26 protein-coding genes and 1 other annotated feature are annotated in these 26,617 nt (G+C 33.5%); of the genes, 2 read left to right on the forward strand and 24 right to left on the reverse strand.

The annotated features are described in order from the left end of the window. Positions 1 to 165: 165 nt before the first annotated feature. The 22 genes from rpoB to CD034_RS01480 form a co-directional block, all read right to left on the reverse strand. On the reverse strand, positions 166 to 3,717 hold the full coding sequence (gene rpoB, locus CD034_RS01370) for a DNA-directed RNA polymerase subunit beta (RefSeq protein WP_002449020.1): 3,552 nt from the start codon (positions 3,715 to 3,717) through the stop codon (positions 166 to 168). Between the two features lie 203 nt (positions 3,718 to 3,920). After that, positions 3,921 to 4,529, reverse strand: coding sequence for a class I SAM-dependent methyltransferase (locus CD034_RS01375; RefSeq protein WP_050215260.1), 609 nt, complete (start codon positions 4,527 to 4,529; stop codon positions 3,921 to 3,923). 171 nt (positions 4,530 to 4,700) lie between these two features. Then, positions 4,701 to 5,069, reverse strand: a complete 369-nt coding sequence (gene rplL, locus CD034_RS01380) for a 50S ribosomal protein L7/L12 (protein ID WP_002449041.1) — start codon at positions 5,067 to 5,069, stop codon at positions 4,701 to 4,703. Positions 5,070 to 5,108: 39 nt separating this feature from the next. Then, positions 5,109 to 5,609: a 50S ribosomal protein L10 gene (gene rplJ, locus CD034_RS01385; protein WP_002449049.1), complete on the reverse strand. Its 501-nt coding sequence runs from the start codon at positions 5,607 to 5,609 to the stop codon at positions 5,109 to 5,111. Positions 5,610 to 5,639: 30 nt separating this feature from the next. After that, positions 5,640 to 5,793, reverse strand: a sequence feature (ribosomal protein L10 leader region). 126 nt (positions 5,794 to 5,919) lie between these two features. Beyond that, on the reverse strand, positions 5,920 to 6,615 hold the full coding sequence (gene rplA / locus CD034_RS01395) for a 50S ribosomal protein L1 (protein ID WP_002449030.1): 696 nt from the start codon (positions 6,613 to 6,615) through the stop codon (positions 5,920 to 5,922). 206 nt (positions 6,616 to 6,821) lie between these two features. Continuing rightward, positions 6,822 to 7,244, reverse strand: a complete 423-nt coding sequence (gene rplK / locus CD034_RS01400; RefSeq protein ID WP_001832298.1) for a 50S ribosomal protein L11 — start codon at positions 7,242 to 7,244, stop codon at positions 6,822 to 6,824. A 186-nt stretch (positions 7,245 to 7,430) separates the two neighbouring features. Next, entirely contained in the window at positions 7,431 to 7,979 is a 549-nt protein-coding gene (nusG, locus tag CD034_RS01405; protein WP_002449028.1) for a transcription termination/antitermination protein NusG, read from the reverse strand. A 17-nt stretch (positions 7,980 to 7,996) separates the two neighbouring features. After that, entirely contained in the window at positions 7,997 to 8,197 is a 201-nt protein-coding gene (secE, locus tag CD034_RS01410; protein ID WP_002449032.1) for a preprotein translocase subunit SecE, read from the reverse strand. 43 nt (positions 8,198 to 8,240) lie between these two features. Then, a complete protein-coding gene (gene rpmG, locus CD034_RS01415; RefSeq protein WP_049336738.1) occupies positions 8,241 to 8,384 on the reverse strand; it encodes a 50S ribosomal protein L33 in 144 nt (47 codons plus the stop codon). An 80-nt stretch (positions 8,385 to 8,464) separates the two neighbouring features. After that, complete coding sequence (locus CD034_RS01420) at positions 8,465 to 9,055, reverse strand: sigma-70 family RNA polymerase sigma factor (RefSeq protein ID WP_103288074.1); 591 nt, start codon at positions 9,053 to 9,055, stop codon at positions 8,465 to 8,467. Positions 9,056 to 9,122: 67 nt separating this feature from the next. Continuing rightward, positions 9,123 to 9,653 (reverse strand): NYN domain-containing protein, encoded by a 531-nt coding sequence (locus CD034_RS01425; RefSeq protein ID WP_002455753.1) that lies wholly within the window; start codon positions 9,651 to 9,653, stop codon positions 9,123 to 9,125. Continuing rightward, complete coding sequence (gene rlmB, locus CD034_RS01430) at positions 9,650 to 10,399, reverse strand: 23S rRNA (guanosine(2251)-2'-O)-methyltransferase RlmB (protein WP_103288075.1); 750 nt, start codon at positions 10,397 to 10,399, stop codon at positions 9,650 to 9,652. Before rlmB ends, CD034_RS01425 begins: the two co-directional genes overlap by 4 nt. Positions 10,400 to 10,404: 5 nt before the next feature. Continuing rightward, on the reverse strand, positions 10,405 to 10,794 hold the full coding sequence (locus CD034_RS01435; protein WP_049431129.1) for a Mini-ribonuclease 3: 390 nt from the start codon (positions 10,792 to 10,794) through the stop codon (positions 10,405 to 10,407). Position 10,795: 1 nt separating this feature from the next. Beyond that, positions 10,796 to 12,196 (reverse strand): cysteine--tRNA ligase, encoded by a 1,401-nt coding sequence (gene cysS, locus CD034_RS01440; RefSeq protein WP_103288076.1) that lies wholly within the window; start codon positions 12,194 to 12,196, stop codon positions 10,796 to 10,798. Then, a complete protein-coding gene (gene cysE, locus CD034_RS01445) occupies positions 12,180 to 12,809 on the reverse strand; it encodes a serine O-acetyltransferase (protein ID WP_172457920.1) in 630 nt (209 codons plus the stop codon). Before cysE ends, cysS begins: the two co-directional genes overlap by 17 nt. Positions 12,810 to 13,192: 383 nt before the next feature. Further along, positions 13,193 to 14,647: a glutamate--tRNA ligase gene (gene gltX, locus CD034_RS01450; protein WP_002449039.1), complete on the reverse strand. Its 1,455-nt coding sequence runs from the start codon at positions 14,645 to 14,647 to the stop codon at positions 13,193 to 13,195. Between the two features lie 280 nt (positions 14,648 to 14,927). Next, positions 14,928 to 15,998, reverse strand: a complete 1,071-nt coding sequence (locus CD034_RS01455; protein WP_002488403.1) for a PIN/TRAM domain-containing protein — start codon at positions 15,996 to 15,998, stop codon at positions 14,928 to 14,930. Between the two features lie 22 nt (positions 15,999 to 16,020). After that, positions 16,021 to 17,394: a DNA repair protein RadA gene (gene radA / locus CD034_RS01460; RefSeq protein WP_049418285.1), complete on the reverse strand. Its 1,374-nt coding sequence runs from the start codon at positions 17,392 to 17,394 to the stop codon at positions 16,021 to 16,023. A gap of 131 nt (positions 17,395 to 17,525) precedes the next feature. Further along, on the reverse strand, positions 17,526 to 19,997 hold the full coding sequence (locus CD034_RS01465) for an ATP-dependent Clp protease ATP-binding subunit (protein ID WP_049418287.1): 2,472 nt from the start codon (positions 19,995 to 19,997) through the stop codon (positions 17,526 to 17,528). Positions 19,998 to 20,012: 15 nt separating this feature from the next. Then, complete coding sequence (locus CD034_RS01470; RefSeq protein WP_002449052.1) at positions 20,013 to 21,020, reverse strand: protein arginine kinase; 1,008 nt, start codon at positions 21,018 to 21,020, stop codon at positions 20,013 to 20,015. Next, positions 21,013 to 21,576 carry a UvrB/UvrC motif-containing protein gene (locus CD034_RS01475; RefSeq protein WP_103288077.1) on the reverse strand — a complete coding sequence of 188 codons (564 nt, stop codon included), beginning with the start codon at positions 21,574 to 21,576 and terminating at the stop codon, positions 21,013 to 21,015. Before CD034_RS01475 ends, CD034_RS01470 begins: the two co-directional genes overlap by 8 nt. A gap of 31 nt (positions 21,577 to 21,607) precedes the next feature. Next, a complete protein-coding gene (locus CD034_RS01480; protein WP_002449017.1) occupies positions 21,608 to 22,069 on the reverse strand; it encodes a CtsR family transcriptional regulator in 462 nt (153 codons plus the stop codon). A gap of 154 nt (positions 22,070 to 22,223) precedes the next feature. Here CD034_RS01480 and CD034_RS01485 point away from each other — a divergent pair, with 154 nt between their 5' ends. Beyond that, on the forward strand, positions 22,224 to 23,438 hold the full coding sequence (locus CD034_RS01485) for a NupC/NupG family nucleoside CNT transporter (RefSeq protein ID WP_002455762.1): 1,215 nt from the start codon (positions 22,224 to 22,226) through the stop codon (positions 23,436 to 23,438). Between the two features lie 36 nt (positions 23,439 to 23,474). Here CD034_RS01485 and pdxT read toward each other — a convergent pair whose 3' ends face one another. Continuing rightward, positions 23,475 to 24,029, reverse strand: a complete 555-nt coding sequence (gene pdxT / locus CD034_RS01490) for a pyridoxal 5'-phosphate synthase glutaminase subunit PdxT (protein WP_065580959.1) — start codon at positions 24,027 to 24,029, stop codon at positions 23,475 to 23,477. Between the two features lie 3 nt (positions 24,030 to 24,032). Further along, a complete protein-coding gene (pdxS, locus tag CD034_RS01495; RefSeq protein WP_002449019.1) occupies positions 24,033 to 24,920 on the reverse strand; it encodes a pyridoxal 5'-phosphate synthase lyase subunit PdxS in 888 nt (295 codons plus the stop codon). A 95-nt stretch (positions 24,921 to 25,015) separates the two neighbouring features. Here pdxS and pdxR point away from each other — a divergent pair, with 95 nt between their 5' ends. Further along, positions 25,016 to 26,386: a MocR-like pyridoxine biosynthesis transcription factor PdxR gene (gene pdxR, locus CD034_RS01500; protein WP_049431119.1), complete on the forward strand. Its 1,371-nt coding sequence runs from the start codon at positions 25,016 to 25,018 to the stop codon at positions 26,384 to 26,386. The last annotated feature ends 231 nt before the right edge of the window (positions 26,387 to 26,617 follow it).

Raw genomic sequence — 26,617 nt, forward strand, 5'->3', positions numbered from 1 at the left:
CAAGGAGCCTACCTCCTTCAATTTAGATTAGCTGTGCTATTTGATTGATTTACATTTACTGAAACTGACATCACATACATAAGATGCACATCAGTGCGCAATCTAAATCTTGATGAGATTAAAATTACGCAACTCATGTTTATTCATCTTAAATTTATAATTTTATTATTCGTTAGTTTCTTTTTGAGTTTCTGGAACATCTTTTTGTTGTAAATCTACTTTGCGCTCAGTTGCATCTTCATCATCAACATCGGCCATTTCGATTTCATTATCATGTTCATCCATAACTTTTACATCTAAACCTAAACTTTGTAATTCTTTCATCAATACTCGGAATGATTCAGGAACACTTGGCCTTGAAATGTTTTCACCTTTAACGATAGATTCGTATGTTTTAACACGACCTACAGTATCGTCAGATTTATAAGTTAAGATTTCTTGTAATGTGTATGCTGCACCATAAGCTTCAAGTGCCCATACCTCCATCTCACCGAAACGTTGTCCACCGAATTGTGCTTTACCACCAAGTGGTTGTTGTGTAACAAGTGAGTAAGGTCCAGTTGAACGTGCATGCAATTTATCGTCAACCATGTGAGCAAGTTTAAGCATATACATTACTCCAACAGAAATACGATTATCAAATGGTTCACCAGTACGTCCATCATATAATACTGTTTTACCATCACGTGCCATACCAGCCTCTTCGATTGTAGACCATACATCATCGTCGTTTGCACCATCGAATACTGGAGAAGCAACATGAATACCTAAGTTTTTAGCAGCCATACCTAAATGTAACTCTAAAACTTGTCCAATGTTCATACGTGATGGTACACCTAGTGGGTTTAACATGATATCGATTGGACGTCCATCTGGTAAGTAAGGCATATCTTCTTCAGGAACAATCTTAGAGATAACCCCTTTGTTACCATGACGACCACACATTTTGTCTCCAACATGGATTTTACGTTTTTGAACGATATATACACGAACAAGTTGGTTCACACCTGGTGATAACGTATCATCGCCTTCTTCACGATTAAATACTTTAACGTCTAGAACGATACCACCTGCACCATGTGGGACACGTAATGACGTATCACGAACTTCTCTTGCTTTTTCACCAAAGATGGCATGTAATAATCGTTCTTCTGCAGTTAATTCTGTGACACCTTTTGGCGTTACTTTACCAACTAAGATATCTCCATCTTTAACTTCTGCACCGACGTATATAATACCACGATCGTCTAAGTTTTTAAGTGCATTTTCAGAAACGTTAGGAATATCACGTGTAATTTCTTCAGGCCCTAATTTAGTATCACGTGCTTCAGATTCGTATTCTTCAATATGAATTGAAGTATATACATCGTCTTTAACTAATCGTTCACTCATGATAACGGCATCCTCATAGTTATATCCGTCCCAAGTCATGAAACCTACAACGACGTTACGACCTAATGCCATTTCTCCTAATTCCATTGAAGGACCATCAGCTAAAATTTCATTATATTCTACAACGTCACCTACAGAAACGATTGGACGTTGGTTATAACAAGTACCAGAGTTTGAACGTTTAAATTTAGCTAATGGGTAACGATCTAATTCGCCTTCATGTTCAGTTCCATTTTCCTCAACTAAACGACGAACTAAGATTTCATTAGATTCAACGTGTTCAACACGACCTCTATGTTTTGCAGTAATTGCTGCACCAGAGTCACGAGCTGCCACATGTTCCATACCTGTACCCACAAATGGAGCTTCAGGATTCATCAATGGTACTGCTTGACGTTGCATGTTCGCACCCATTAACGCACGGTTAGAGTCATCGTTTTCAAGGAATGGAATACAAGCTGTCGCTGCTGATACTACTTGTTTAGGAGATACATCCATGTAGTCCATTTTTTCTTTTGCCATAACAGTGTTGTTACCACGGAAACGACATACCACTTCATCATCTAGGAAACGACCATTTTCATCTAAACGAGAATTGGCTTGTGCAACTACATAGCTATCTTCTTCATCAGCAGTTAAATAATCAATTTGATCAGTAATCGAATTGGTATCAATATCTACTTTACGATATGGTGTTTCGATAAAACCAAATTCATTTACACGTGCATAACTAGATAATGAGTTAATTAAACCAATGTTTGGTCCCTCTGGTGTTTCAATTGGACACATACGACCATAGTGAGAATAGTGTACGTCACGAACTTCCATTTGTGCACGTTCACGTGTTAAACCACCAGGTCCTAAAGCAGAAAGACGACGTTTATGTGTTAACTCTGCTAATGGGTTAGCTTGGTCCATGAATTGAGACAATTGAGAACTACCAAAGAATTCTTTAATTGAAGCAATTACAGGTCTAATATTAATTAATTGTTGTGGTGTAATTGAATCAGTATCTTGAATAGACATTCTTTCGCGAACGACACGTTCCATTCTAGATAAACCAATTCGGAATTGGTTTTGTAACAGTTCACCTACTGAACGTAAACGACGATTACCTAAATGGTCAATATCATCTGTATAACCAATACCATTCAATAAGTTAAAGAAATAACTCATTGAGGCAATAATATCTGCTGGTGTAATACATTTCACTTCTGAATCAGGTAATGCATTACCAATCACTGTTGTAGTGCGTTCTTCTTCATCATTTGGAACATACACTTTAATTGATTGAATTTCTACAGGTTCATCAATAACGCTACCTTCTAACTCGAACACTTCACTGTTTGCATTTGACTCTAAAACATTCATAATTTCGTCTAATTTACGACGATCTAAAACTGTTCCTTCTTCAGCAACAATTTCACCTGTTTCGCTGTCAACGATTGGTTCCGCTAATTTTTGGTTAAACAAACGATGTTTTAGGTGTAACTTTTTATTTGTTTTATAGCGACCAACACTTGCTAAATCATAGCGTTTAGGGTCGAAGAAACGTGAATATAATAAGCTTTTTGCGTTTTCAACTGTTGGTGGTTCACCAGGACGTAAACGTTCATAGATTTCTAATAAAGCTTGTTCAGTATTTTCAGTACTATCTTTTTCAAGCGTATTACGTAAGTATTCACTGTCTCCTAATAAATCGATAATTTCTTGATCACTAGAGAATCCTAAAGCACGTAATAATACTGTTAAAGGTAATTTACGTGTTCTATCAATTCGAACGTAAACGATGTCTTTAGCATCTGTTTCATATTCTAACCACGCACCACGGTTTGGAATAATCGTTGCGTCGTAATTTTCACGTCCATTTTTATCTATTTTCTCATTAAAATATACTGATGGTGAACGTACTAATTGTGAAACGATAACACGTTCTGCACCATTAATTACGAACGTACCAGTATCCGTCATCAATGGGAAGTCACCCATGAAAACTTCTTGTTCTTTAACTTCACCAGTTTCTTTGATAATAAGACGTACTTTAACACGAAGAGGTGCAGCATAAGTAGCGTCACGGTTTTTTGATTCTTCTAAATCATATTTTGGTTCACCTAATCTATAATCCACAAATTCTAAAGATAGGTTTCCAGTGAAATCTTCAATTGGTGAAATATCACGGAACATTTCTAATAAACCTTCTTTTAAGAACCAGTCATAAGATTTAGTTTGAATTTCTATTAAGTTAGGTAATTCTAATACTTCTGAAATTCTCGCATAATTTCTACGTTTACGATGTCTTCCATATTGGACAACTTGACCTGCCAAACAGATTCACCCCTCAAATATTGTGTTGAACTTATACACAAAATTTCACATAACAAGACAAAAAGAAAACGGCAACACAATTGATGACACCATTTTCGATTCTTTTCTTATTCTTGTTTATCGTGCTCATTTTGCGTAAAAGTACACACTTGTTGAACATAAATTTTTACATTTTATAACTATATCAGAATACCATTTTGAAATCAACCTTTTTGGCTCTTCAGTATATAGTACCCTTTACTTTTGTTCACAGTTTCTACATTATTAAATATTTCTTCCATTTTCTTTTTAGCAGAAGGCATACCTTGCTTTTTCTGAATGACAACATAGAGTTCACCTTGATTTTTTAGCTTTTGATATGCTTCTTCAAAGATTCGATGAACAACATTTTTCCCAGCTCTAATTGGCGGATTTGTTAATACAAAGTCAAAGTATTCATTCTCAACTTGTGACAGACCATCACTTTCTGTAATGATAACATTATCAATTTGATTTTGCTTTTTGTTCTTTTCAGCTAAATGTAAAGCTCGATGGTTCACATCCACCATAGTAATTTGATGGTGTGGTGACACTTTAGCAATCATTAAACCAATAGGACCATAACCACAGCCAACATCAATGATACGTTTACTTGGACCTGGTGGATGTTCATTTAAAAACGTTTGTACTAATAAATCAGACCCAAAGTCTACTTTTCCTTTTGAAAAAACGCCCGCATCTGTCGTTAGTTTTAACTGAGATTTATGATAAAAGTATTGAATTGTTTTTTCATCACTTTGTACTTCAGGATTTTCATCATAATAGTGACTCATGATTTCACCTCTTTATTCGTTCATCTATTTGATTAGAAAATGAATTAAAACCCCGTTATCAACAATAACGGGGTTTTAATTTCTCAAAGAATGCAAGTAATCATTAACACTTTCACTCTAAAGTGACTAAGTTAAAATGATTTACTTATATATTAAGTTAAGATACTAGAATTATTTTAATTCTACAGTAGCTCCAACTTCTTCTAATTGTTCTTTAAGTTTTTCAGCATCTTCTTTAGCAACAGCTTCTTTGATTACTTTAGGAGCGTTGTCTACTAATTCTTTAGCATCTTTTAAGCCTAAGCCAGTTGCTTCTTTAACTGCTTTAACAACTTTGATTTTTGAAGATCCAGCTGAAGTTAATTCAACGTCAAATTCAGTTTTTTCTGCGGCAGCATCTCCGCCACCAGCTGCACCAGCTGCTGCTACAGGAGCTGCTGCTGTTACACCAAATTCTTCTTCAATTGCTTTTACTAAATCGTTTAATTCTAATACTGACATTTCTTTAATTGCTTCAATGATTTGTTCTTGATTAGCCATTTTATTATTCCTCCATTTATTTTAAAATTTTATGCGCAATTATTCAGCGCTTTCTTCTTTTTGTTCTCCAACAGCTTTAACCGCATAAGCGAAGTTGCGTACTGGAGCTTGTAATACTGATAAAAGCATAGATACAAGACCATCGTGTGAAGGTAATGAACCAACAGTTTTAACTTCTTCTGCTGAGATAACGTTACCTTCCATAACGCCTGTTTTAATTTCTAAAGCTTCATGTTCTTTAGCAAATCCTGAGATCACTTTCGCTGGAGCAACTACATCATCAGTAGTTGTAGCGATAGCTGTAGGACCAGTTAAGAATTCATCTAAGCCTTCGATACCTGCTTTTTCAGCTGCACGACGAACTAATGTGTTTTTGTATACTTTATACTCAACACCAGCTTCACGTAATTGAGCACGTAAATCAGTTACTTCCGCAACAGTTAAACCACGGTAGTCCACGATAACAGTTGAAACTGAATTTTTAAGTTGTTCAGCGATAACGTCAACTTGTTGTTTTTTAGCTTCAATAATAGCAGACATTCAGACACCTCCATTTTTATTTTTGGTGCTTTTTTAATAAAAAAAGCACTTTCTACCCACGGCAAAAAGTGCTTGAAAGATCATTATAATAATCATCACGTTCAAGTCAATTTTAGCCTCGGTAGGATATTGTTTTAAGTTAAAGATTAACTCCTACTGTCTTAGGTAAAATAATCACAATAAATAATATAACTTGTTTATTGTAATATGTCAATTGTTTTTTAAAAAAAGACTGGAAGAAAATGATCTTATCTTTTTCAAAATAAGCAATGATTATCTACCAGTCTACAATCTATTCATATATTTGAAATTAAAGTTTAAAAGATGAAGTATCTACTTTAACTCCAGGACCCATTGTTGTAGTTACAGCAACAGATTTGAAGTAAGTACCTTTAGCAGATGCTGGTTTAGCTTTAGCTAAAACATCTTGTAAAGCATTAAAGTTTTCAACTAATTTTTCTTCGTCGAAAGATACTTTACCAATCGTAGCATGTACGATACCTGCTTTTTCAGCACGATATTCAACTTTACCAGCTTTAATTTCTTCTACAGCTTTTTTAACGTCCATAGTTACTGTACCAGTTTTAGGGTTTGGCATTAAACCTTTAGGTCCTAATACACGACCTAATTTACCAACTTCACCCATCATGTCAGGTGTAGCTACTACTACGTCAAAGTCGAACCAACCTTGTTGAATTTTTTGAGCATATTCAGATTCACCCACGTAATCTGCGCCTGCTTCTTCTGCTTCTGTAATTTTATCGCCTTTAGCAAAAACTAATACACGTTGTGATTTACCAGTACCGTTTGGTAGCACTACTGCACCACGGATTTGTTGGTCATTTTTACGTGTATCAATACCTAAACGGAATGCTACTTCAACTGATGCATCAAAGTTAGCGATACTAGTTTCTTTAGCTAATTTAATTGCTTCTTCAACACTATAGTATTTAGTACGGTCAACTTTATTAGCTGCTTCTTGATACTTTTTACCTTTTTTAGCCATTTATTGTTCCTCCTTTAGTGGTTTTAGCGGAATTTCCTCCCACGCTTACTTGTGTGATTTACACAAGTTAAGAGCAGATAACAGATGATGTCATTAATAAATATTAATTTACTAAAGACTAATCATAGACAATATATGTTGTCGTTTCTGTTACCTGCTATCGTCTATGAGTTTATTTCAAATTCAAACTCATTTTCATTTAATAATTATTGTACAGTGATACCCATACTACGTGCAGTACCTTCGATAATACGCATAGCTGCTTCTTCGTCTGCAGCGTTTAAGTCTTGCATTTTTGTTTGAGCAATTTCACGTACTTGATCTTTAGTTACTGTAGCAACTTTAGTTTTGTTTGGTTCACCAGAACCTTTTTCAACGCCAGCTGCTTTTTTAAGTAGTACTGGAGCCGGTGGAGTTTTAGTAATGAATGTAAATGAACGATCTTCATATACACTGATTTCTACCGGAATGATTAAACCTGCTTGTTCTTGTGTACGTGCATTGAATTCTTTACAGAATCCCATGATGTTCACACCTGCTTGACCTAATGCTGGACCAACTGGTGGTGCTGGGTTCGCTTTACCTGCAGGAATTTGTAATTTAACTACTTTTTCTACTTTTTTAGCCACGATGTGCACCTCCTTGATATCGTGATGTGGTCACAGGGCTCAGTTTTGCCCTCCCACTCATAAACATTTCGTGACGAAATGAGCGTTCTAAAAACGCGACCACATTATTTTAACATTAAACTTAATTAAAAATCAATAGTAAAATTTCATCTTTTTAAGCAAATCATACTTTATAATTTAAAATGATTATAATTTTTCTATTTGATCGAATTCTACTTCAACTGGTGTTTCTCTACCAAACATATCGACTAATACAGTTAATTTAAATTTATCTGCTTCGATTTCTTGAACTTCACCAACTTGATTTGCAAATGGTCCTGATTTGATGCGGACTTGTTCACCTACATCTAATTCTACATCAATTGTTTTTTCTTTAAGTCCCATTTGTTTTAAGATGAATCTCATTTCTTCAGGAAGTAATGGATTAGGTTTTGAACCTGCACCTGCTGAACCAACAAATCCTGTGACACCTGGAGTATTACGTACAACATACCATGATTCATCTGTCATAATAAGCTCTACTAAAACATATCCAGGAAATGTCTTTTTAACCTGTTTTTTTGCTTTCCCATCTTTAACTTGTGTTTCTTCCTCTTCAGGTATGACAACTCTAAAAATTTGCTCTGTCATATTCATTGATTCTACTCTTTTTTCTAAATTCTTTTTAACTTTATTTTCATATCCAGAATACGTATGCACTGCGTACCAACGCTTAGCCCCAACTTCTTCAGACATGTTGTCACTCCTTACTTTTATCTAAATAATTGAATTAAATTACCAATACCTACGTCTAATACCCAGAAAAAGACCATAAAGAAAATTACTGTAGCTACTACAATGACAGTATATTTAAAAAGTTCTTCTTTCGTAGGCCAACTTGTTTTTTCCATTTCGCTTTTAACGCCTTGGAAGAAACTTTCTTTATTCTTACTTGCGTCTTTATCTTTAGCCATAACCTTACCTCCATGCTTTTCAAAGTATATACTTATAAACTCATTACTTTGATTCTTTATGCATCGTGTGTTCATTACATCTGGAACAATATTTCTTCAGTTGTAATCTCTTAGCTGATGTTTCTTTTTTAGGTACATTATAATTTCTGCTACCACACATTTCACAAACTAAAGGTACTTTTCTCACATCAATTCACCTTTACTCATATTAATACCAGTCTACTATACATAAACTTATAATAAACTGTCAAACTCGTACTAAAATACTTAACGTTTGTATTTCAATAAATATTGTTTCATTTTTATTTTACAACGTTGAATACTATTGTAAACTACTTTATCTTTTACATTTAGTCTTTTTGCTATTTCTGATGGGGAATAATCCAGTAGAAGTAAATTTGCAACTTCTCTTTCAAACATACTTAACTTCTTAAAACTATCTATCAAGTCTTCTTTACTTAATCTAGTTAAATATAGTGCTTCCGTCCTTTTTATCATTTGATTCAAACGATATTCTACTACACATTCATTGATTAACAATTGTTGACGTTGATTAAACGCATAACGTTTTCTCCAAAAATCTTTTTTTACAGAATAAACGAGACGATTTAAATAATGTTCGAATGGAACATTCGTATTAAAATTAAATGTGTGTAAAGCTAAATATATCTTTAACGAGGTATCTTGAATTAAATCTTCTAGTTCTTGATGATATATACCTAGACTTCTAAACTTCATCATAAGTTTAGGACGTATCACATTCATTATATTTGCGAATAACTGTTCTTTCTCCAATGTATTTTGGCTATATTGAAAAGCTTTAAATATATCTTCTAGTTGTCGAAAATGATAAGTCATATACAAAACCTTTCTTTATAAGTTAGGCACATTGTATAAGACGCATCTTTTAAATGGCAAGACTGTATTATTTATGTTTTTTACCATATCCTCGTCGTATTTTTTCAAATTCTGCAAGTACATCTTTTGATAACGAAATTCGAGTTCTTGGTTTACGTTCATTAAAATCATCTACTGATTTACTAACCGTCATTGCATTCTCTTTTAAATCTCGCCACATTTCTCTAGATGAAACACGATATGCACCTGCTCCAAAAATAGCATGTTGCTCGCTCATATCGCTGGTCACTACTGTAATATGTGTCGTATGTTTATTGTATAAATTGTATACATAACGCTCAATATAGCTATCTGCAGTTTCTTTTTCTTTCGTAAAAACTGTTTTAACACCATGATAAATGTATTCTCTTTCTATACCAGATTGTTCATATGCATCAAATACACATACAATCTCATCAGCGACAACTGCATTGTAATTGGCAATCACATCTAAGAGTTGTTCACGTGCTTCCTCTAAACTTTCTCTTGCTACTTTACTCAATTCCCTTGATTGACCAATCATATTGTACCCATCAATAATTAGATATCTATCTTTCATTGGGAGTCTCCAATTTGATGTCGTTTACGATATACTTCATACATCATTAAACTAGCAGCTACAGAAGCATTTAAGCTATTAACATGGCCTACCATGGGAATTTTAATATAGAAATCACATTTATCTTTAACCAATCTACTCATACCTTGCCCTTCACTACCAATTACGATAGCCAGTGGCATATCAGCAGCCATATTGCGATAATCTGTAGCATTATCCGCTTCAGCGCCTGCTACCCAATATCCATTATCTTTCAACTCATCAATTATTTTTGATAAATTTGTAACACGCATCACTGGGACATGCTGAATCGCACCTGTTGACGCTTTTGCAACAGTTTGTGTGAGCGCAACAGAACGTCTTTTAGGGATAACAACTCCATCTACTCCGCTTGCATCTGCCGTTCTAATGATCGAACCAAGATTATGTGGATCTTCTAACCCATCTAAAATAATTATTGTAGAAAGGCCTTCTTTTTCTTTTTGAGATTGAATAAACTGATCAAAATCTGCATATTCGTATGGTGCAATCAGTGCAGCTACACCTTGATGCGGTGCATTTGCTAAATTATCTAATTTGGATTTTGGAACAGTTTGTATAATCAATTTCTGTGCTTTAGCATTTTTTAAAATATCATTAATTTGCTGCTTTCTTATTCCTTCTTGTATCCAAATTTTATTTATTGTATGACCAGACACAATTGCTTCTTTAACAGCGTGTCTACCGACAATAACGATATCTTCCACTATGTTCACAACCTTTCATCAACAATTTGTACAATCATATCAAGTAACGCATCTAATCGTTCATTTCGATGATCTAAATAAAGAAATCCTATAATAGCTTCTAAACCTGAACTTTTACGATAGGTTTGTACATCTGTATTTTTAGCTTTCGTATAACTTTTAGCGTTACGGCCTCTTCTAACAATATCTCGTTCTTCTTCAGTAAACCATTCTTTTGTTATTAATACCTCAAGCGTTTGTGCTTGGCTTTTTGCAGACACATATTGTTTCGATACTTGATGTAAGCGATTCGGTTTACTTTGTAATTTAAGCACAATGTATTCACGTACATGCTGGTCTAATACAGCATCTCCCATATAAGCTAACGTTAATGGGTTTAGTAGTCTGGCATCCATATTAACCCCTTCTAAATCTTACACCTTGAGGCGTATCTTCAAGAATAATATTTTGTTCTTTTAGCGTATCTCTAATTTCGTCAGCTCGAGCAAAATCTTTATTTTTACGTGCTTCATTACGTTCTTCGATAAGTTTTTCTATGTCTTCATCAAGTAATACATCATTTTCTTTTCCTTCTAATGGCACACCTAATACGTCACTAAAAATTTGATATACTTCTTTAAAGCGCTGAATCACTTTAGTTGATGTTGTATTTTCTAACACATATTTATTAGCTAATTTTGATAAATCATACCATGCAGTTACAGCGTTTGCTGTATTAAAATCATCATCCATTACTGCTTCAAATTGTTTTAAAATATCATTAATTTGATCAATATAGTCTGTTTGTGTTTCTAAATCAGTTGCGATTGCTTCTCTTTCTTTAATTAATTGATAACTATTGCGTATACGCTCTAATCCACTTTTAGCAGCATTCACTAATTCAACGTTATAGTTGATTGGACTTCTATAATGAACACTGATCATGAAGAAACGTAATACATCTGGATCAATTTCTTTAATAATATCGTGTACTAAAATAAAGTTACCTAATGATTTACTCATTTTTTCATTATCTATATTAATAAAACCATTATGCATCCAATAATTAGCAAAAGGCGCGTGATTGTGTGCTTCAGATTGCGCTATTTCATTTTCATGATGTGGAAATTGTAAGTCTGATCCTCCTGCATGGATGTCAATTGTTTTTCCCAATTCATGATAAGCCATTACAGAGCATTCAATATGCCATCCTGGACGTCCTTGTCCAAATGGGCTCTCCCAACTAATTTCTCCAGGTTTTGCTTTTTTCCATAGCGTAAAATCCAATGCATCCTCTTTTTGTTCACCTGCTTCTATACGAGCGCCAACTTTTAAATCATCAATAGACTGATGACTTAATTTACCATATCCATCAAATTGACGGGTTCTAAAATACACATCTCCATTACTTTCATATGCATAACCGTCATCTACAAGTTGTTTAATGAAGTCAATGATTTCATCCATATGATTCATTACTCGTGGATTAGATGTCGCTCTTTTAACATTAAGTGCCCCTACATCTTCATAGAATGCCTTGATATATCGATCAGCAATTTCTGGCACACTTTCATTTAATTCTTTAGAACGATTAATGAGTTTATCATCTACATCAGTAAAATTAGATACGTAATCAATCGTATAGCCTTTATATTCAAAATATCGACGTACGACGTCATAATTAATTGCTGGACGGGCATTACCGATATGAATGTAATTATACACTGTAGGTCCACATACATACATTTTCACCTTACCAGGTTCAATGGGCTTAAACGCCTCTTTTTGACGTGTTAAAGTATTATATAATGTAATCATCTTTAATCTCTCCATTCTTAGCTTTTTCCAATTGTCGTTCTAGTTGCTTAATTTGTTCAAATAAAGGATCAGGCAAATTACGATGATCAAATGTTTTCCCAATTCGTTTTCCTTCTTGTTTAACAATATGACCTGGAATACCTACAACTGTTGTATAACTTGGCACAGATTGTAAGACTACTGAATTCGCACCAATATTAACATTAGAATCAATTTGGATATTTCCTAAAACCTTTGATCCTGCTGCAATTAAAACATTATCTCCAATATCTGGATGACGCTTTCCTTTTTGTTTACCTGTACCTCCAAGTGTCACGCCTTGATAAATCGTTACGTTATCTCCAATCGTACATGTTTCACCAATAACTACACCCATACCATGATCAATAAATAGACGTTTTCCAATTTTCGCTCCAGGATGAATTTCAATTCCTGTAAAAAAGCGAGATACTTGTGAAATCATTCTCGCCAAAACGTAGTGTTTTTTATTATATAATTTATGTGCAATTAAGTGACTCCACACCGCATGCAAGCCTGCATAAGTTGTGATTACTTCAAATGTTGTACGTGCTGCAGGGTCTTGTTCAAATACCATTTTTACATCATCTTTCATTCTTTTTATCAAGACGCTCGCCTCCCCATTTTCTATATATTATGAATATCTTACAGTCCATGTATCATTCAAATATTTAAAAAAAGCGCCCCTAACATTAACTGCTAGAGGCGCTATTGCACGGTTCCACTCTTCATTTTAGATAAAGTAAGTTGATGAACATACTAGTCTACCTTATCATACTCATTTCTATATTTAATTGAACATTCAAAGGTGCATTCGATATAGATAATGATATGCTCACAGCAACCGCATACTCTCTAACAACATTATCGTATATTTACTAATCCTTTAACTAACATATGTTTAATCTTATCATAAGAAGTTTTTTATAAAATTTCAAGTTTAAACATGTGTGTCTGACTTATTATATTAACATTGTTTTAAACATATTTTTTTAAACGAGATAGTACTTTTTCTTTTCCTAATACTTCAATTGTATTCGGTAATTCAGGACCATGCATTTGACCAGTCACTGCTACACGAATAGGCATAAATAATTGTTTACCTTTAATACCAGTTTCTTTTTGTACTTCTTTAATCGTTTTTTTAATTTCAGCAGCTTCAAATGGTTCAAGCGCTTCTAATTTACCATATAAATGAGACATTAATTCAGGAACTTGTTCGCCATTTAATACCTCTTGTTCTTCTTCACCTAATTCAGGCATATCATGGAAGAACATTTCTGATAACGGAACAATTTCTCCTGCATAACTCATTTCTTTTTGATAAAGACCAATTAATTTGCGTCCCCATTCTTTATCTTCTTCACTTGGATTTTCAGGAATTAAATTTGCTTTGATTAAGTGTGGTAAAGCAAGCTCAAATACTGTTTCTGTATCTTTTGTTTTCATATATTGGTTATTAACCCAAGCTAATTTTTGTCTATCAAACATTGCTGGAGATTTAGAAAGACGTTGTTCATCAAAAATCTTAATAAATTCTTCTTTAGAAAAGATCTCATCTTCACCTTCAGGAGACCAACCGAGTAAAGCAATAAAATTGAATAACGCTTCAGGTAAATAACCTAAATCACGATATTGCTCGATAAATTGTAAAATTTGGCCATCTCGTTTACTTAATTTTTTACGTTGTTCATTTACAATTAATGACATATGCGCAAAACGTGGTGGTTCCCAACCAAATGCTTCATAAATCATTAATTGCTTAGGTGTATTTGATACATGATCATCTCCACGAATAACATCAGAAATTTCCATGTAGTGATCATCTACTGCTACCGCGAAATTATACGTAGGGACGCCATCTTTTTTCACGATAACCCAATCTCCAATATTATTAGAGTCAAAAGAAATTTCTCCTTTAACCATATCATCAAATGTATATGTTTTATCTTTTGGAACACGGAAACGAATAGCGGGTTTGCGTCCTTCAGCTTCAAATTGTTGACGTTGTTCTTCGGTGAGATGTGCATGTTTACCGCCATATCGTGGCATTTCTCCACGAGCAATTTGAGCTTCACGTTCTTCTTCTAATTCTTCTTCAGTCATGTAGCATTTGTATGCTTTATCTTCATCTAATAATTGTTGAATAAGTGGATTATAGATGTCTGCACGTTCAGATTGACGATAAGGACCATGACCTTTGTCTTTATCGATAGATTCATCCCAATCTAATCCTAACCATTTTAAGTTATCAAATTGTGAAGATTCTCCATCTTCAAGATTTCTTTTACTATCTGTATCTTCAATACGTACTACAAAATCTCCATCATAATGTTTAGCAAATAAATAATTAAATAATGCAGTTCTTGCATTTCCGATGTGTAAATATCCAGTTGGACTTGGCGCATATCTTACTCTTACGCGTTCACTCATTCGTTTCACTCCTAATTTTGTTATTCATTCTTTATAGCGAATGATTTCTTTCATTAGAAAAAAGTTATCCCAAACAATCTTTAAAGAGTCGTTTTTGAATAACTTTAACTTCTAATCTATACTTAGATCAACTTCGCATTTCCTTATTATTGTAGCATTAATTGGCTGGTTTGATAAGTCTATTGCTACTGTTGTTACGTTACTCAGCAATATCTCATAACGAAAAATATTATACAATAATTCATCAATGACTACGTTTCACATGAAACTCTTTTTCCTATTAACTTAAGGACTCCTCTATAGTCTTAGCAAATATAATACGACCAGATGATGTTTGTAATAAACTAATGACTTCTAATTCAACCTGTTTCCCTATAAGAGATTTGGCATGATCTACAACAACCATTGTTCCATCATCTAGATATCCTACCCCTTGGCCAGGTTCTTTACCCATTTTAGTTAATAAAATATTAAGTCGGTCACCTTGATGAACATTGGGTTTAATTGCTTCTGATAAATCATTAACATTTAATGCAGTAATCCCTTGAACATGACATACCTTATTCAAATTGAAATCGGTTGTAATGACATGGGCATGATAGACTTGAGCTAATTCAACTAACAGTTTGTCAATATCACTATGAGATTTTTGAGGATGAATCACACGAGTTGGATAGTCTAAATCATAAAGTTGATTTAAAATATCTAATCCACGTTGTCCTTTTTCACGTTTGATACTATCATTAGCATCTGCAACTACTTGCAATTCATTTATAACTCCTTGAGGAATAAGTATTTCTCCATCTATAAACCCGCATTTAATAATATCTAAAATTCTTCCATCAATAATTGCACTTGTATCTAACAGTTTAGGTATAGCACTGATATTATTTTTAGACATTGAACGTGCTATATTTTCTGGCAAAAACATAAGCATTTCATCACGCTTTTTCAAACCAAACTGGAATCCTAAATAACATAATAATAGTGTAATAATAATAGGCACAAGGTGATTTAATATAGAATTTCCTATCATTTCTAAAATAAATGAAGCCATTACTGAAATAAATAAACCAACGACTAATCCTAGTGTAGCAAACAAAATTTCGACTGCACTACGTTTCATAATCCACATTTCAGCTTCTTTAAGTAATCGTGTTACTTTATTAATAAATAGACCAAATATTAGAAAGAATACAATCATCCCTACTAAACCATCAATATAATGATTAGTATAAATGGGTGGGGTGTTCATACCTAAATCATTTAAAATTTCTGGAATTAACATGATTCCAAATGATGCACCAAGAATGATGTAGATTATAATAACAATTCCTTTTAATACCTTCATACGTTATCACCCCTTTAAATGCCTATGATGAGCGATTACTAAACGCATATTTTAAGGCATCATGTACCGTTGTCACGCCAACGACCTGAACACCTTCTGGGAATGTCCATCCACCTATATTCGTTTTGGGAATAATCACTCTCTTAAATCCTAGTTTTGCCGCTTCTTGTACACGTTGCTCAATACGCGATACTCGTCTTACTTCACCAGTTAATCCCACTTCACCAATATAACAATCCAAACCATCTACGGCTTTATCTTTAAAACTTGAAGCAGTCGCTACAATAATACTTAAATCTACAGCCGGTTCAGTCAGTCTCACTCCACCCGCTACTTTAATGTAAGCATCTTGTTGTTGTAAAAGATAATTTTCTTTTTTCTCTAAAACAGCCATAAGTAAGCTAAGTCGATTGTGGTCGATGCCTGTGGCCATTCGTCTTGGATTATTAAATGTAGTAGGTGTTACTAGAGATTGCACCTCAATCAATAGTGGTCGTGTGCCTTCCATAGTAGCCACAATTGTTGATCCTGGAACATTTGTAGAGCGTTCTTCTAAAAACATTTCTGAAGGATTTTGTACACCTTTCAAACCACTTTGTTTCATTTCAAAAATACCCATTTCATTCGTTGAACCAAAACGATTTTTAACTGCTCTTAGAATTCGATAAGCATGGTGTTCATCACCTTCGAAGTATAAAACTGTATCTACCATATGTTCTAATAGTCTTGGACCAGCAATTTGTCCTTCTTTTGTTACGTGACCTACTATAAAAGTTGCGATATTCATTTGTTTTGCAATATTCATTAAACTTTGTGTACTTTCTCGAACTTGTGATACTGAGCCAGGTGCTGAACTAATCTCAGGATGATAAATCGTTTGAATTGAATCGACAACAAGTATATCTGGGCGCTCTTGTTCCACGGTTTGATGAATAACTTCTAAATCTGTTTCAGCTAGTACATTTAAATTACTAGAGTCTTCCTCTAGACGATCTGCACGCAATTTCGTTTGATTTAGTGATTCTTCACCCGTGATATAAAGTACATTAAGTTTCTGTGATAACGATGCACAAATCTGTAATAATAATGTAGATTTCCCAATACCTGGGTCGCCGCCAATTAGTACGAGCGATCCACTAACAATTCCGCCACCAAGTACACGATTAAATTCTTTAGAGTCCGTTTGAACTCTTGGTGTTGTCTCATGCTTAATACTATTTAATTTCTGTACTTTTGCTTGTGTCTCTTTTGTCTTTACACCATGTTTTGGATTGGAAGTCTTTTCAATAATTTCCTCCATTTGATTCCAAGCACCACAATTTGGACATTTTCCCATCCATTTAGGAGACTGATATCCACAAGCCATACATTCGAAAATTACTTTTTTTTTGGCCAAAACTGCACCTCCGATTTTTTTGAACATATCTATTTTATATGTATCCAGTTATAATGACAAATTTAAATATATATAAATGAAAAGAAGAGCCTAGGATTTAATGACTCCTAGACTCTGAATTTAAACTCATTTTATTCTTCTGTTGCTGGTTCTTTTGTATCTTCTATATTATTTTCTTGTTTATCATGGATATCATACTTGAATTCATTGCCATCATGATCAATTGTGACTTCTTTTCCTTCAATTTGATTACCATCAAGTATCAATTCACTTAAATTATCTTCGACCGTTTTTTGAATTGCTCTAATTAATGGACGAGCGCCGTATTCTGGATCATATCCTTCTTCAGCAATTTTTTCTTTAGCTTTATCAGTAACTACAATATTAATATCTTGTTCTGATAAACGTTTTGTTAATTTATTTACCATCATAGTCACAATTTCTTTAAGTTCATCTTTTGTTAATTTATGGAAAACAATAATATCATCTACACGGTTTAAGAACTCAGGACGGAATGAATTTTTAAGTTCTTTCATCATAGTTTTACGAATTGTTTCATAATCTTGTCCTTCAGATGCGCCACCGAATCCAGCGAAACGTTGATCTTGTAGTTCTTGTGCTCCTACATTTGATGTCATAATAATAACAGTATTACGGAAATCAACTTGACGTCCTTTTGTATCAGTTAGATGTCCATCATCAAGTACTTGTAATAAGATATTAAATACGTCTGGATGTGCTTTTTCAATTTCATCAAATAGGATAACAGAATATGGCTTACGTCTAACTTTTTCAGTTAATTGACCACCATCATCATGGCCTACATAACCTGGAGGCGCTCCAACTAAACGACTCACAGCATGTTTCTCCATAAATTCACTCATATCAACACGTATCATTGCGTCTTCTTCACCAAACATTGATTCAGCTAATGCACGGGCAAGTTCAGTTTTACCTACACCAGTTGGTCCTAAGAAAATGAAACTACCGATTGGACGTTTAGGATCTTTTAGACCTGCACGTGCACGACGAACTGCTTTACTAATAGAAGTTACAGCATCGTTTTGTCCAATTACTCGATCATGTAATGTTTCTTCTAAATTAAGCAAACGATCTGACTCTGTTTCATTAATTCTAGTTAATGGAATCCCTGTCCATCCTGCAATAACTTCAGCAATATCTTCTTTAGATAATGATGTTGATTGTCCGCCTTGAGATGTCTTCCATTCATTTTTAGCATCTTCATATTGTTTTTCAAGTTTTGATTGTTTATCTCTTAAGTTAGCTGCATTTTCAAATTCTTGTGCATGGACGGCAGCATCTTTTTCATTTTTAACTTTTTCAATTTCTTGTTCAATCTCTTTTAAATTACTTGGAGTTGTGTGACTTTTTAGTCTTACTTTCGAACTTGCTTCGTCAATCAAATCAATTGCTTTATCTGGTAGGAAACGATCAGATACATAACGGTTACTTAATTTAGCAGCCGCTTCCAGTGCTTCATCAGAAATATTAATACGATGATGCGCTTCGTAGCGATCACGTAAACCTTTTAGAATAGCAACAGTATCCTCTACAGATGGTTCATCAACTTGAATAGGTTGGAAACGACGTTCTAATGCAGCATCTTTTTCAATGTTTTTACGATATTCATCTAATGTTGTTGCACCAATGCATTGTAACTCACCACGCGCTAACGCTGGTTTTAAAATATTAGATGCATCAATTGCACCTTCTGCACCACCAGCACCAACTAGTGTATGCAATTCATCAATGAATAAAATGACATTACCTGCATGATGGATTTCATCCATGACTTTTTTCAACCGTTCTTCGAATTCACCACGATATTTAGTACCTGCCACGACTGTTCCCATATCTAGTGACATTACACGTTTATTTTTTAACGTTTCTGGTACTTCATTATTTACAATAGCTTGTGCAAGACCTTCAGCAATGGCTGTTTTACCTACACCTGGTTCACCAATAAGTACAGGGTTATTTTTAGTTCTACGACTTAATACTTCAATAACACGTGTAATTTCTTTATCTCTACCCACAACTGGATCTAAAGTACCGTCTTTAGCAATAACTGTTAAGTCTCGTGCTAGTCCATCCAATGTAGGAGTGTTGTTTGATTTATTTGCAGTTGCATTTTTAGTATTCATTTCAGGACTACCTAATGCTTTCACTACTTGTGCACGTGCTTTAGTAATATTCAAATCTAAGTTAGCAAATACACGTGCTGCTACTCCTTCATTTTCACGAATTAATCCTAATAAAATATGTTCTGTACCTACAAAGTTATGATGCAATTTTCTTGCCTCATCCATTGATAGTTCAATGACTTTTTTAGCTCTTGGTGTATAGTGCAACGTACCTGAATGTTCTTGACCATGACCGATTAATTTTTCAACTTCTTCAATAACTTTATCTTCAGTAATATTAAAACTTTCAAGTACTTTAGCAGCAATACCTTCTGGTTCTTTCATTAATCCAAGTAGTAAGTGCTCAGTACCAATGTTCGAATGATTTAAACGAATTGCTTCTTCTTGTGCATGTGCTAATACACGTTGTGCGCGTTCAGTTAATCTACCAAATAACATATCGTTTACAACCTCCTAATTTGTATGTTTTCTTAATATATTTGCCCGTTTTTCATTTACAGATACGTTTTCATCTTCATCATTATATAAAAACGCAGATTGGATACTTACCATTAATTCATTAAACTTAAAGTTACTTAAATTTAAATATCCTAAATCTATGCCTAACTTAATTTCACTTAATCTATATGACGCTTCTTCCATTGATATCATACGGCTATTTTGTAATATTCCTAACGAACGATAAATACGGTCAAGCGTTTCTAATTCACTATATTGTGTTAAACGTTCACGAATTTGCATTTCTTCATTAATAATTTGTTGAACTACTTCTGTCAACTGATCAATAATATCTTCTTCCGTCTTACCTAATGTAAGTTGATTAGAAATTTGATAAATATGACCATAAACTTGTGAACCTTCTCCATATATACCTCGAATCGTAAATCCAAAACGATTAATTGTTTGTGCAATACGATTCATACGTTTCATTATAGATAATCCAGGTAAATGAAGCATCACACTTGCTCGCATTCCAGTCCCAATATTTGTAGGACAAGTCGTTAAATAACCTAAATCTTCATCGAAACTAATTTCTAATTGTTCATCAAGAATATCATCAATGTCTGAAGCCTTTTGATATAAATCTATCAGAGATAAATCATTACCCATTGCTTGAATTCGTACATGATCTTCTTCATTAATCATAATACTCAAAGATTCATCTTCATTTAATAACACCGCTGAAGCTGGTTGTTTAATCAATTCTTTACTAATTAGATGTTTAGCCACTAACTTCATCTTACTTTGTTGGTCCATGGTATCTAAACGCATTAAAGATAAATTAGGTAGTGCATCTTGCACTTCATTGATTACTCTAAAACCTGCTTGTTCAGATGGAAACATTAAAGGATGAACATGATTTTCTAAATTACGTGCTAAACGAATACGCGAAGACATTACAATAGGAGATTCATCTGTTTCTTTCATCCATTCACTAATATGTGCACCCATATCATTCATCATGCTCCATCTCGCTTTCATGTTTCAAGGCTTTAATTTCATCTCTAATGACAGCTGCTTCTTCAAATTTTTGCTTTTCAATTAATACATTTAAGTAATTCGTTTTTTCTTCAATTTGTTTTTTTATTGCCAGTTTATGATGTGAAGAACGAGGCATCTTGCCTACATGTTCAAATTGTCCACCTTGTACTCGTCTTACAATATCAACAATATCCTCTTTAAATACTGCATAGCAATTTGCACATCCAAATTTACCTACATGAGCTATATCTTTCAATGTCATGTTACATGTAGGACATCGTTTTTCTTCTTGAAATGCTACTTCATGAAAATTTAATCCGTGTTTAGTTGCTAAATGTTGTAAGATTTGTTTGACTACAAAGGCTTCTTCAATATCATCTTGGAACTCTGAATATGACGCAGGATGTTCTTGTTGATTCCAAGGATGCTCTCCTTGCGCACATTCTGAACACACCCACTTTTCAGAGGTACCATCTTTACTTTTTACTGTGAGTTTAACCTCTGCTTCATTTAAATGACAATTTTCGCAAAGCACACATAGACACCTCGCTTTTCTTTATTATTTATTAATAGTAATTAATGATAGGTAATAATCGTTTGAGAATATTTGCTCTAATAATATCTCTAGAAACAACATCCATTGATAGTGTTTCACGATCAATAATCACTTGAATCATTCTTGCTTCTCTATCACTAATTAATCCTTTATCTAACAAACCATCAATTATATAATATGCTTGTTGTTGAGATATCGAAGGACCAATTAATTGCAATAGATGATTAATATAACCCGTTGCATCTTTATTTTCAATTTTCGTGATTCGGATATATCCTCCTCCACCACGTTTACTTTCTATTTCATAACCATGTTCATTTGTAAATCTTGTTTTAATAACATAGTTGAGTTGAGAAGGCACACAATCGAAACGTTGAGCAATATTAGCTCTTTGAATTTCTACCATATCTTCATTACTTTCTTCAAATAGTTGTTTAATGTATTGTTCTATGATGTCAGACATGTTGTGCATGATTTACCACCCCTTTTGACCTTCTTTGACTATATTATATGACCAACTTTGACCTTTTTCAACCAATTTGTTTTTTTTATTTAAAAATATTAATGTTACTTCTATTATTTTATTGTATTATATAAGATAAAGAGAATTTTAAAGGAGTAGAATTATGCATATTCTTATTGGGATCATTGGGATTATTGTCTTTTTAGCGCTAGCATTTTTATTTAGTTCAGATAAAAAGAATGTTCGCTGGCACTATGTTGGATTATTATTAATTATTCAACTTATACTCGCATTTATTCTTTTGAAAACGACTGCTGGTATTACAATTATCGGTGGTATTTCAAATGGATTTAACTATTTGTTACAAAAAGCTGCTGAAGGAGTTAATTTTGTTTTTGGAGGATTTAAATTTGTAGATCCAAACAATCCACCATTCTTCTTTAGTGTCTTATTACCAATCGTATTTATTTCGGCATTAATTGGTATTTTACAATATACTAGAATTCTTCCATGGATTATTAATGTGTTAGGGTTCTTAATTTCTAAAATTAATGGTATGGGGCGTTTAGAATCATATAATGCAGTAGCAGCTGCGATTCTTGGACAATCTGAAGTATTTATTTCATTAAAACAACAATTACCATATATACCTAAACAACGTTTATATACTTTAACTGCTTCTGCAATGTCTACTGTATCTGCATCAATTATCGGTGCATATTTTACATTGATTGAACCTAAATATGTTGTTACAGCGGTTGTATTAAACTTATTTGGTGGCTTCATTATTGCTTCTATTATTAACCCTTATAAAGTTAATGAAGAAGATGACAAATTGCTAGTGGATGAATCAGAAACTAAAAAACAAGCGTTTTTTGAAATGTTAGGTGAATATATTTTAGATGGTTTCAAAGTAGCAGTTATCGTTGGTGCAATGTTAATTGGCTATATTGCAATCATTGCTTTATTAAATGGCCTTGTAAGTGGTATTTTTAGTTTAATTTCTGGCGGAGCAATCAAATGGGATTTCCAAACGTTAATTGGTTTTGTATTTGCACCATTTGCTTTCTTAGCAGGTGTTCCTTGGCAGGATGCCGTTAAATCAGGTTCTGTGATGGCAACAAAACTATTATCTAATGAATTTGTTGCTATGCAATCACTTGGAAGCTTGAAGGGTATTTCTGAGCATGCAAAAGGTATTACGTCTGTATTTCTAGTTTCATTTGCTAACTTTAGTTCTATTGGGATCATTTCTGGTGCGATTAAATCACTTAACTCTGAAAAAGGTGATGTCGTAGCACGTTTTGGTATTAAGTTATTATTCGGTGCAACACTTGTATCATTTATTTCAGCTGCTATCGCTGGATTCTTCATTTAATAAGAAAAAGCTTGAGATTTTGATCTCAAGCTTTTTTTATTTAACTATATGTTCAATAAAATACTGAGTTATACGATAGTCATCTGTTAATTCTGGATGGAAAGACACCCCTAGGTATTTCCCTTGCTTAACAGCTACTATTTTATCACTAATAGAACTTAATATTTCTACATTATTTTCTACATTAACAATATGTGGTGCTCTTATAAAGACACCTTCTATATCTTTTGCAATACTTTTAACATCTAACTCAGCTTCAAAACTATCTACTTGTCTACCAAAGGAATTACGCGCAACAGTAATATCTAATTTTTTTAGATATCCTGTCTCACCTTCTACATCTTTTGCAAGCACAATAAGACCTGCGCAAGTTCCAAACATTGGTAAATCAGATTGTTGTAATTTTTCTTTAAAGCCATATAAATCCATAAGTCTTCTTAAAGTTGTAGATTCACCGCCAGGGAGAATAAGACCATCAATTTCATCTAATTGTTCAACTTTCTTAACTGCTATACCTTCGTGACCACTTAATTCAATGTGACGAATGTGTTCACGTACTGCACCTTGTAACGCTAATACACCAATCTTCATAAATTACCAACCACGCTCTTGCATACGTTCTTCTAATGAGATTTTATTTATATCTAAACCTTTCATTGCAGTTCCTAATTCAGCTGCTAATTTTCCAATTAATTCATAATCTTGATAATGAGTTGTAGCTTGAACAATAGCTTTTGCAAATTTTTCTGGATCTTCAGATTTAAAAATACCTGAACCCACAAATACCCCATCAGCCCCTAATTCCATCATTAAGGCAGCATCTTGAGGTGTTGCTACACCACCCGCTGCAAAGTTTACTACTGGTAAACGACCTTCTTCTTTAATTTGTTTTAATACATTATATGGTGCACCTAATTCTTTAGCATAAGTCATAATTTCATCGTCATTCATTACAGTTAGACGACTAACCTCTGAATTAACTTTTCTCATGTGACGTACAGCTTCTACAATATTACCTGTTCCAGGTTCTCCTTTAGTACGTAACATCGCTGCACCTTCGCCAATACGTCGTGCTGCTTCGCCTAAATTACGGCAACCACAAACAAATGGTACAGTAAATTGATCTTTTCTTAAATGAAATTCTTCATCTGCAGGAGTAAGAACTTCAGATTCATCAATATAGTCTACGCCCATAGCCTCTAATACACGTGCTTCTGTAATATGACCGATACGTGCTTTAGCCATTACTGGAATTGAAACAGCATTCATTACTTCTTCAACAATTTTAGGATTGGCACTACGTGCTACACCACCAGCTGCTCTAATATCAGATGGTACGCGTTCTAAGGCCATAACTGCTACTGCTCCAGCTTCCTCTGCGATTCTAGCTTGTTCAGCATTAACAACATCCATAATGACGCCGCCTTTTTGCATTTCAGCCATACCACGTTTAACTCTTTCAGATCCTACAATTTTAGACATTTATAAAACCCCTTTTCAATTGATTAAATCCATTTTAAAATATAAACTGATATTTAAAAAGGTACAATTTTAATAAAAAATTAGGGGTCAGATTTATGACGAAGAAACAATCATTATATATTTCTTTATATGAAAAGTTAAAAAAACAAATTATTGAAGGTGTATACGAATCAAACGATAAATTTCCATCTAAAAGACAGTTGAGCGAACATTTATCACTTAGTCATACTACAATTGAGCATGCCTATCAGTTACTTTTAGATGAAGGATTTATATATTCAAAACCACGTTCAGGTTATTATGTTTCAGAAATTCAATCATTACCAGTAACAAATAGTTATCCTGAAATAAGTGATATATTAGAAACTGATAAAGCTACACAGGAAAATACGTATCAGTATCAATTCAATTTAGCTGAAATTGATGCTAAACATTTTCCTAGTCATTTATTTAAAAAGTATGCTAAAGAAGTATTTGAAGAAGATCAACTTGCCCTTTTGAGTAAAGGAAGCGTTCAAGGAGAATTCAACTTAAGACAGCAAATTTCTCATTATTTATTTAATAGTAGAGGAGTATCTTGTCATCCAGATCAAATTATAATTGGCTCTTCAACTGAACAATTATTAAATATGGTCACTGACTTATTAAAAGATTCATCATTTATTATAGAACAACCTAGTTATCCACCTATTAAACATGTACTGGATAAGCATAGAATAAGTTATACACAAGCTAGAGTAGAAAAAGATGGAATTAATATCGATGAAGTCTTTCAAAAAAATAATGATATTTTATATATCACACCATCTCATCAATTTCCAACAGGATATGTGATGAGTTTAAAGAAGCGCACACAACTTATAAAATGGGCACAACAAAAGAAGGAACGATATATTATTGAAGATGATTATGATTCAGAATTTAGATATTTCGGAAAACCTATTCCAGCATTACAGAATTTAGATAAAAAACAAAAAGTAATATATATTAGTACATTTTCGAAATCGCTTTATCCAAGTTGTCGTATGGCCTACATTGTCTTACCAAATAAACTGCTAAAATTATTCCGAGAGATGCAGTATGTTGAAAGCAATACTGTGCCTGTACATTTACAACACATGGTAGCACAATTTATGGCAACTGGTAGCTTTGAACGTCATCTTAATAAAATGAGAAGAATATATAAAAATAAATTAACTTTTATTTTAGAAAAACTAACACCATATAAAGAACAATTGAAAATTGAAGGCGCACTAACAGGAATGCACTTCACACTTGTAGTTAAAAATAATTTGACAATAAATGAATGCATAAAAAGAACGAAAAAATGCAATCTTAAATTAACACCTTATCCTTACAACAAAAAAAAACTACAACATCCTACCTTCTTAATTGGCTTTGGAGGTATCCCAGAAGAAAAATTAGAGAAGCATGTTAATGCTCTTATTAAAGCACTTACAGTTTAAATAGAGGAAATGAGTTCTGACTCATTTTGGATTGGTAGTCATTGAAAGTGGACTTTTTTATGAAAGTCACTATGCTAACCATCCGTAGTGTATATTCATTTAGTCATCTTTTAATTAGTTATATATAGATATATATTTTAAAATAAAAAAAAGAGACCTCACGGTCTCAATATCAACTCATCGCATCCATACAATGATTTGCCTGGCAACGTCCTACTCTAGCGGAACGTC

The sequence above is a fragment of the Staphylococcus hominis subsp. hominis genome (assembly GCF_002901845.1).
Taxonomy (GTDB): Bacteria; Bacillota; Bacilli; order Staphylococcales; family Staphylococcaceae; genus Staphylococcus; species Staphylococcus hominis.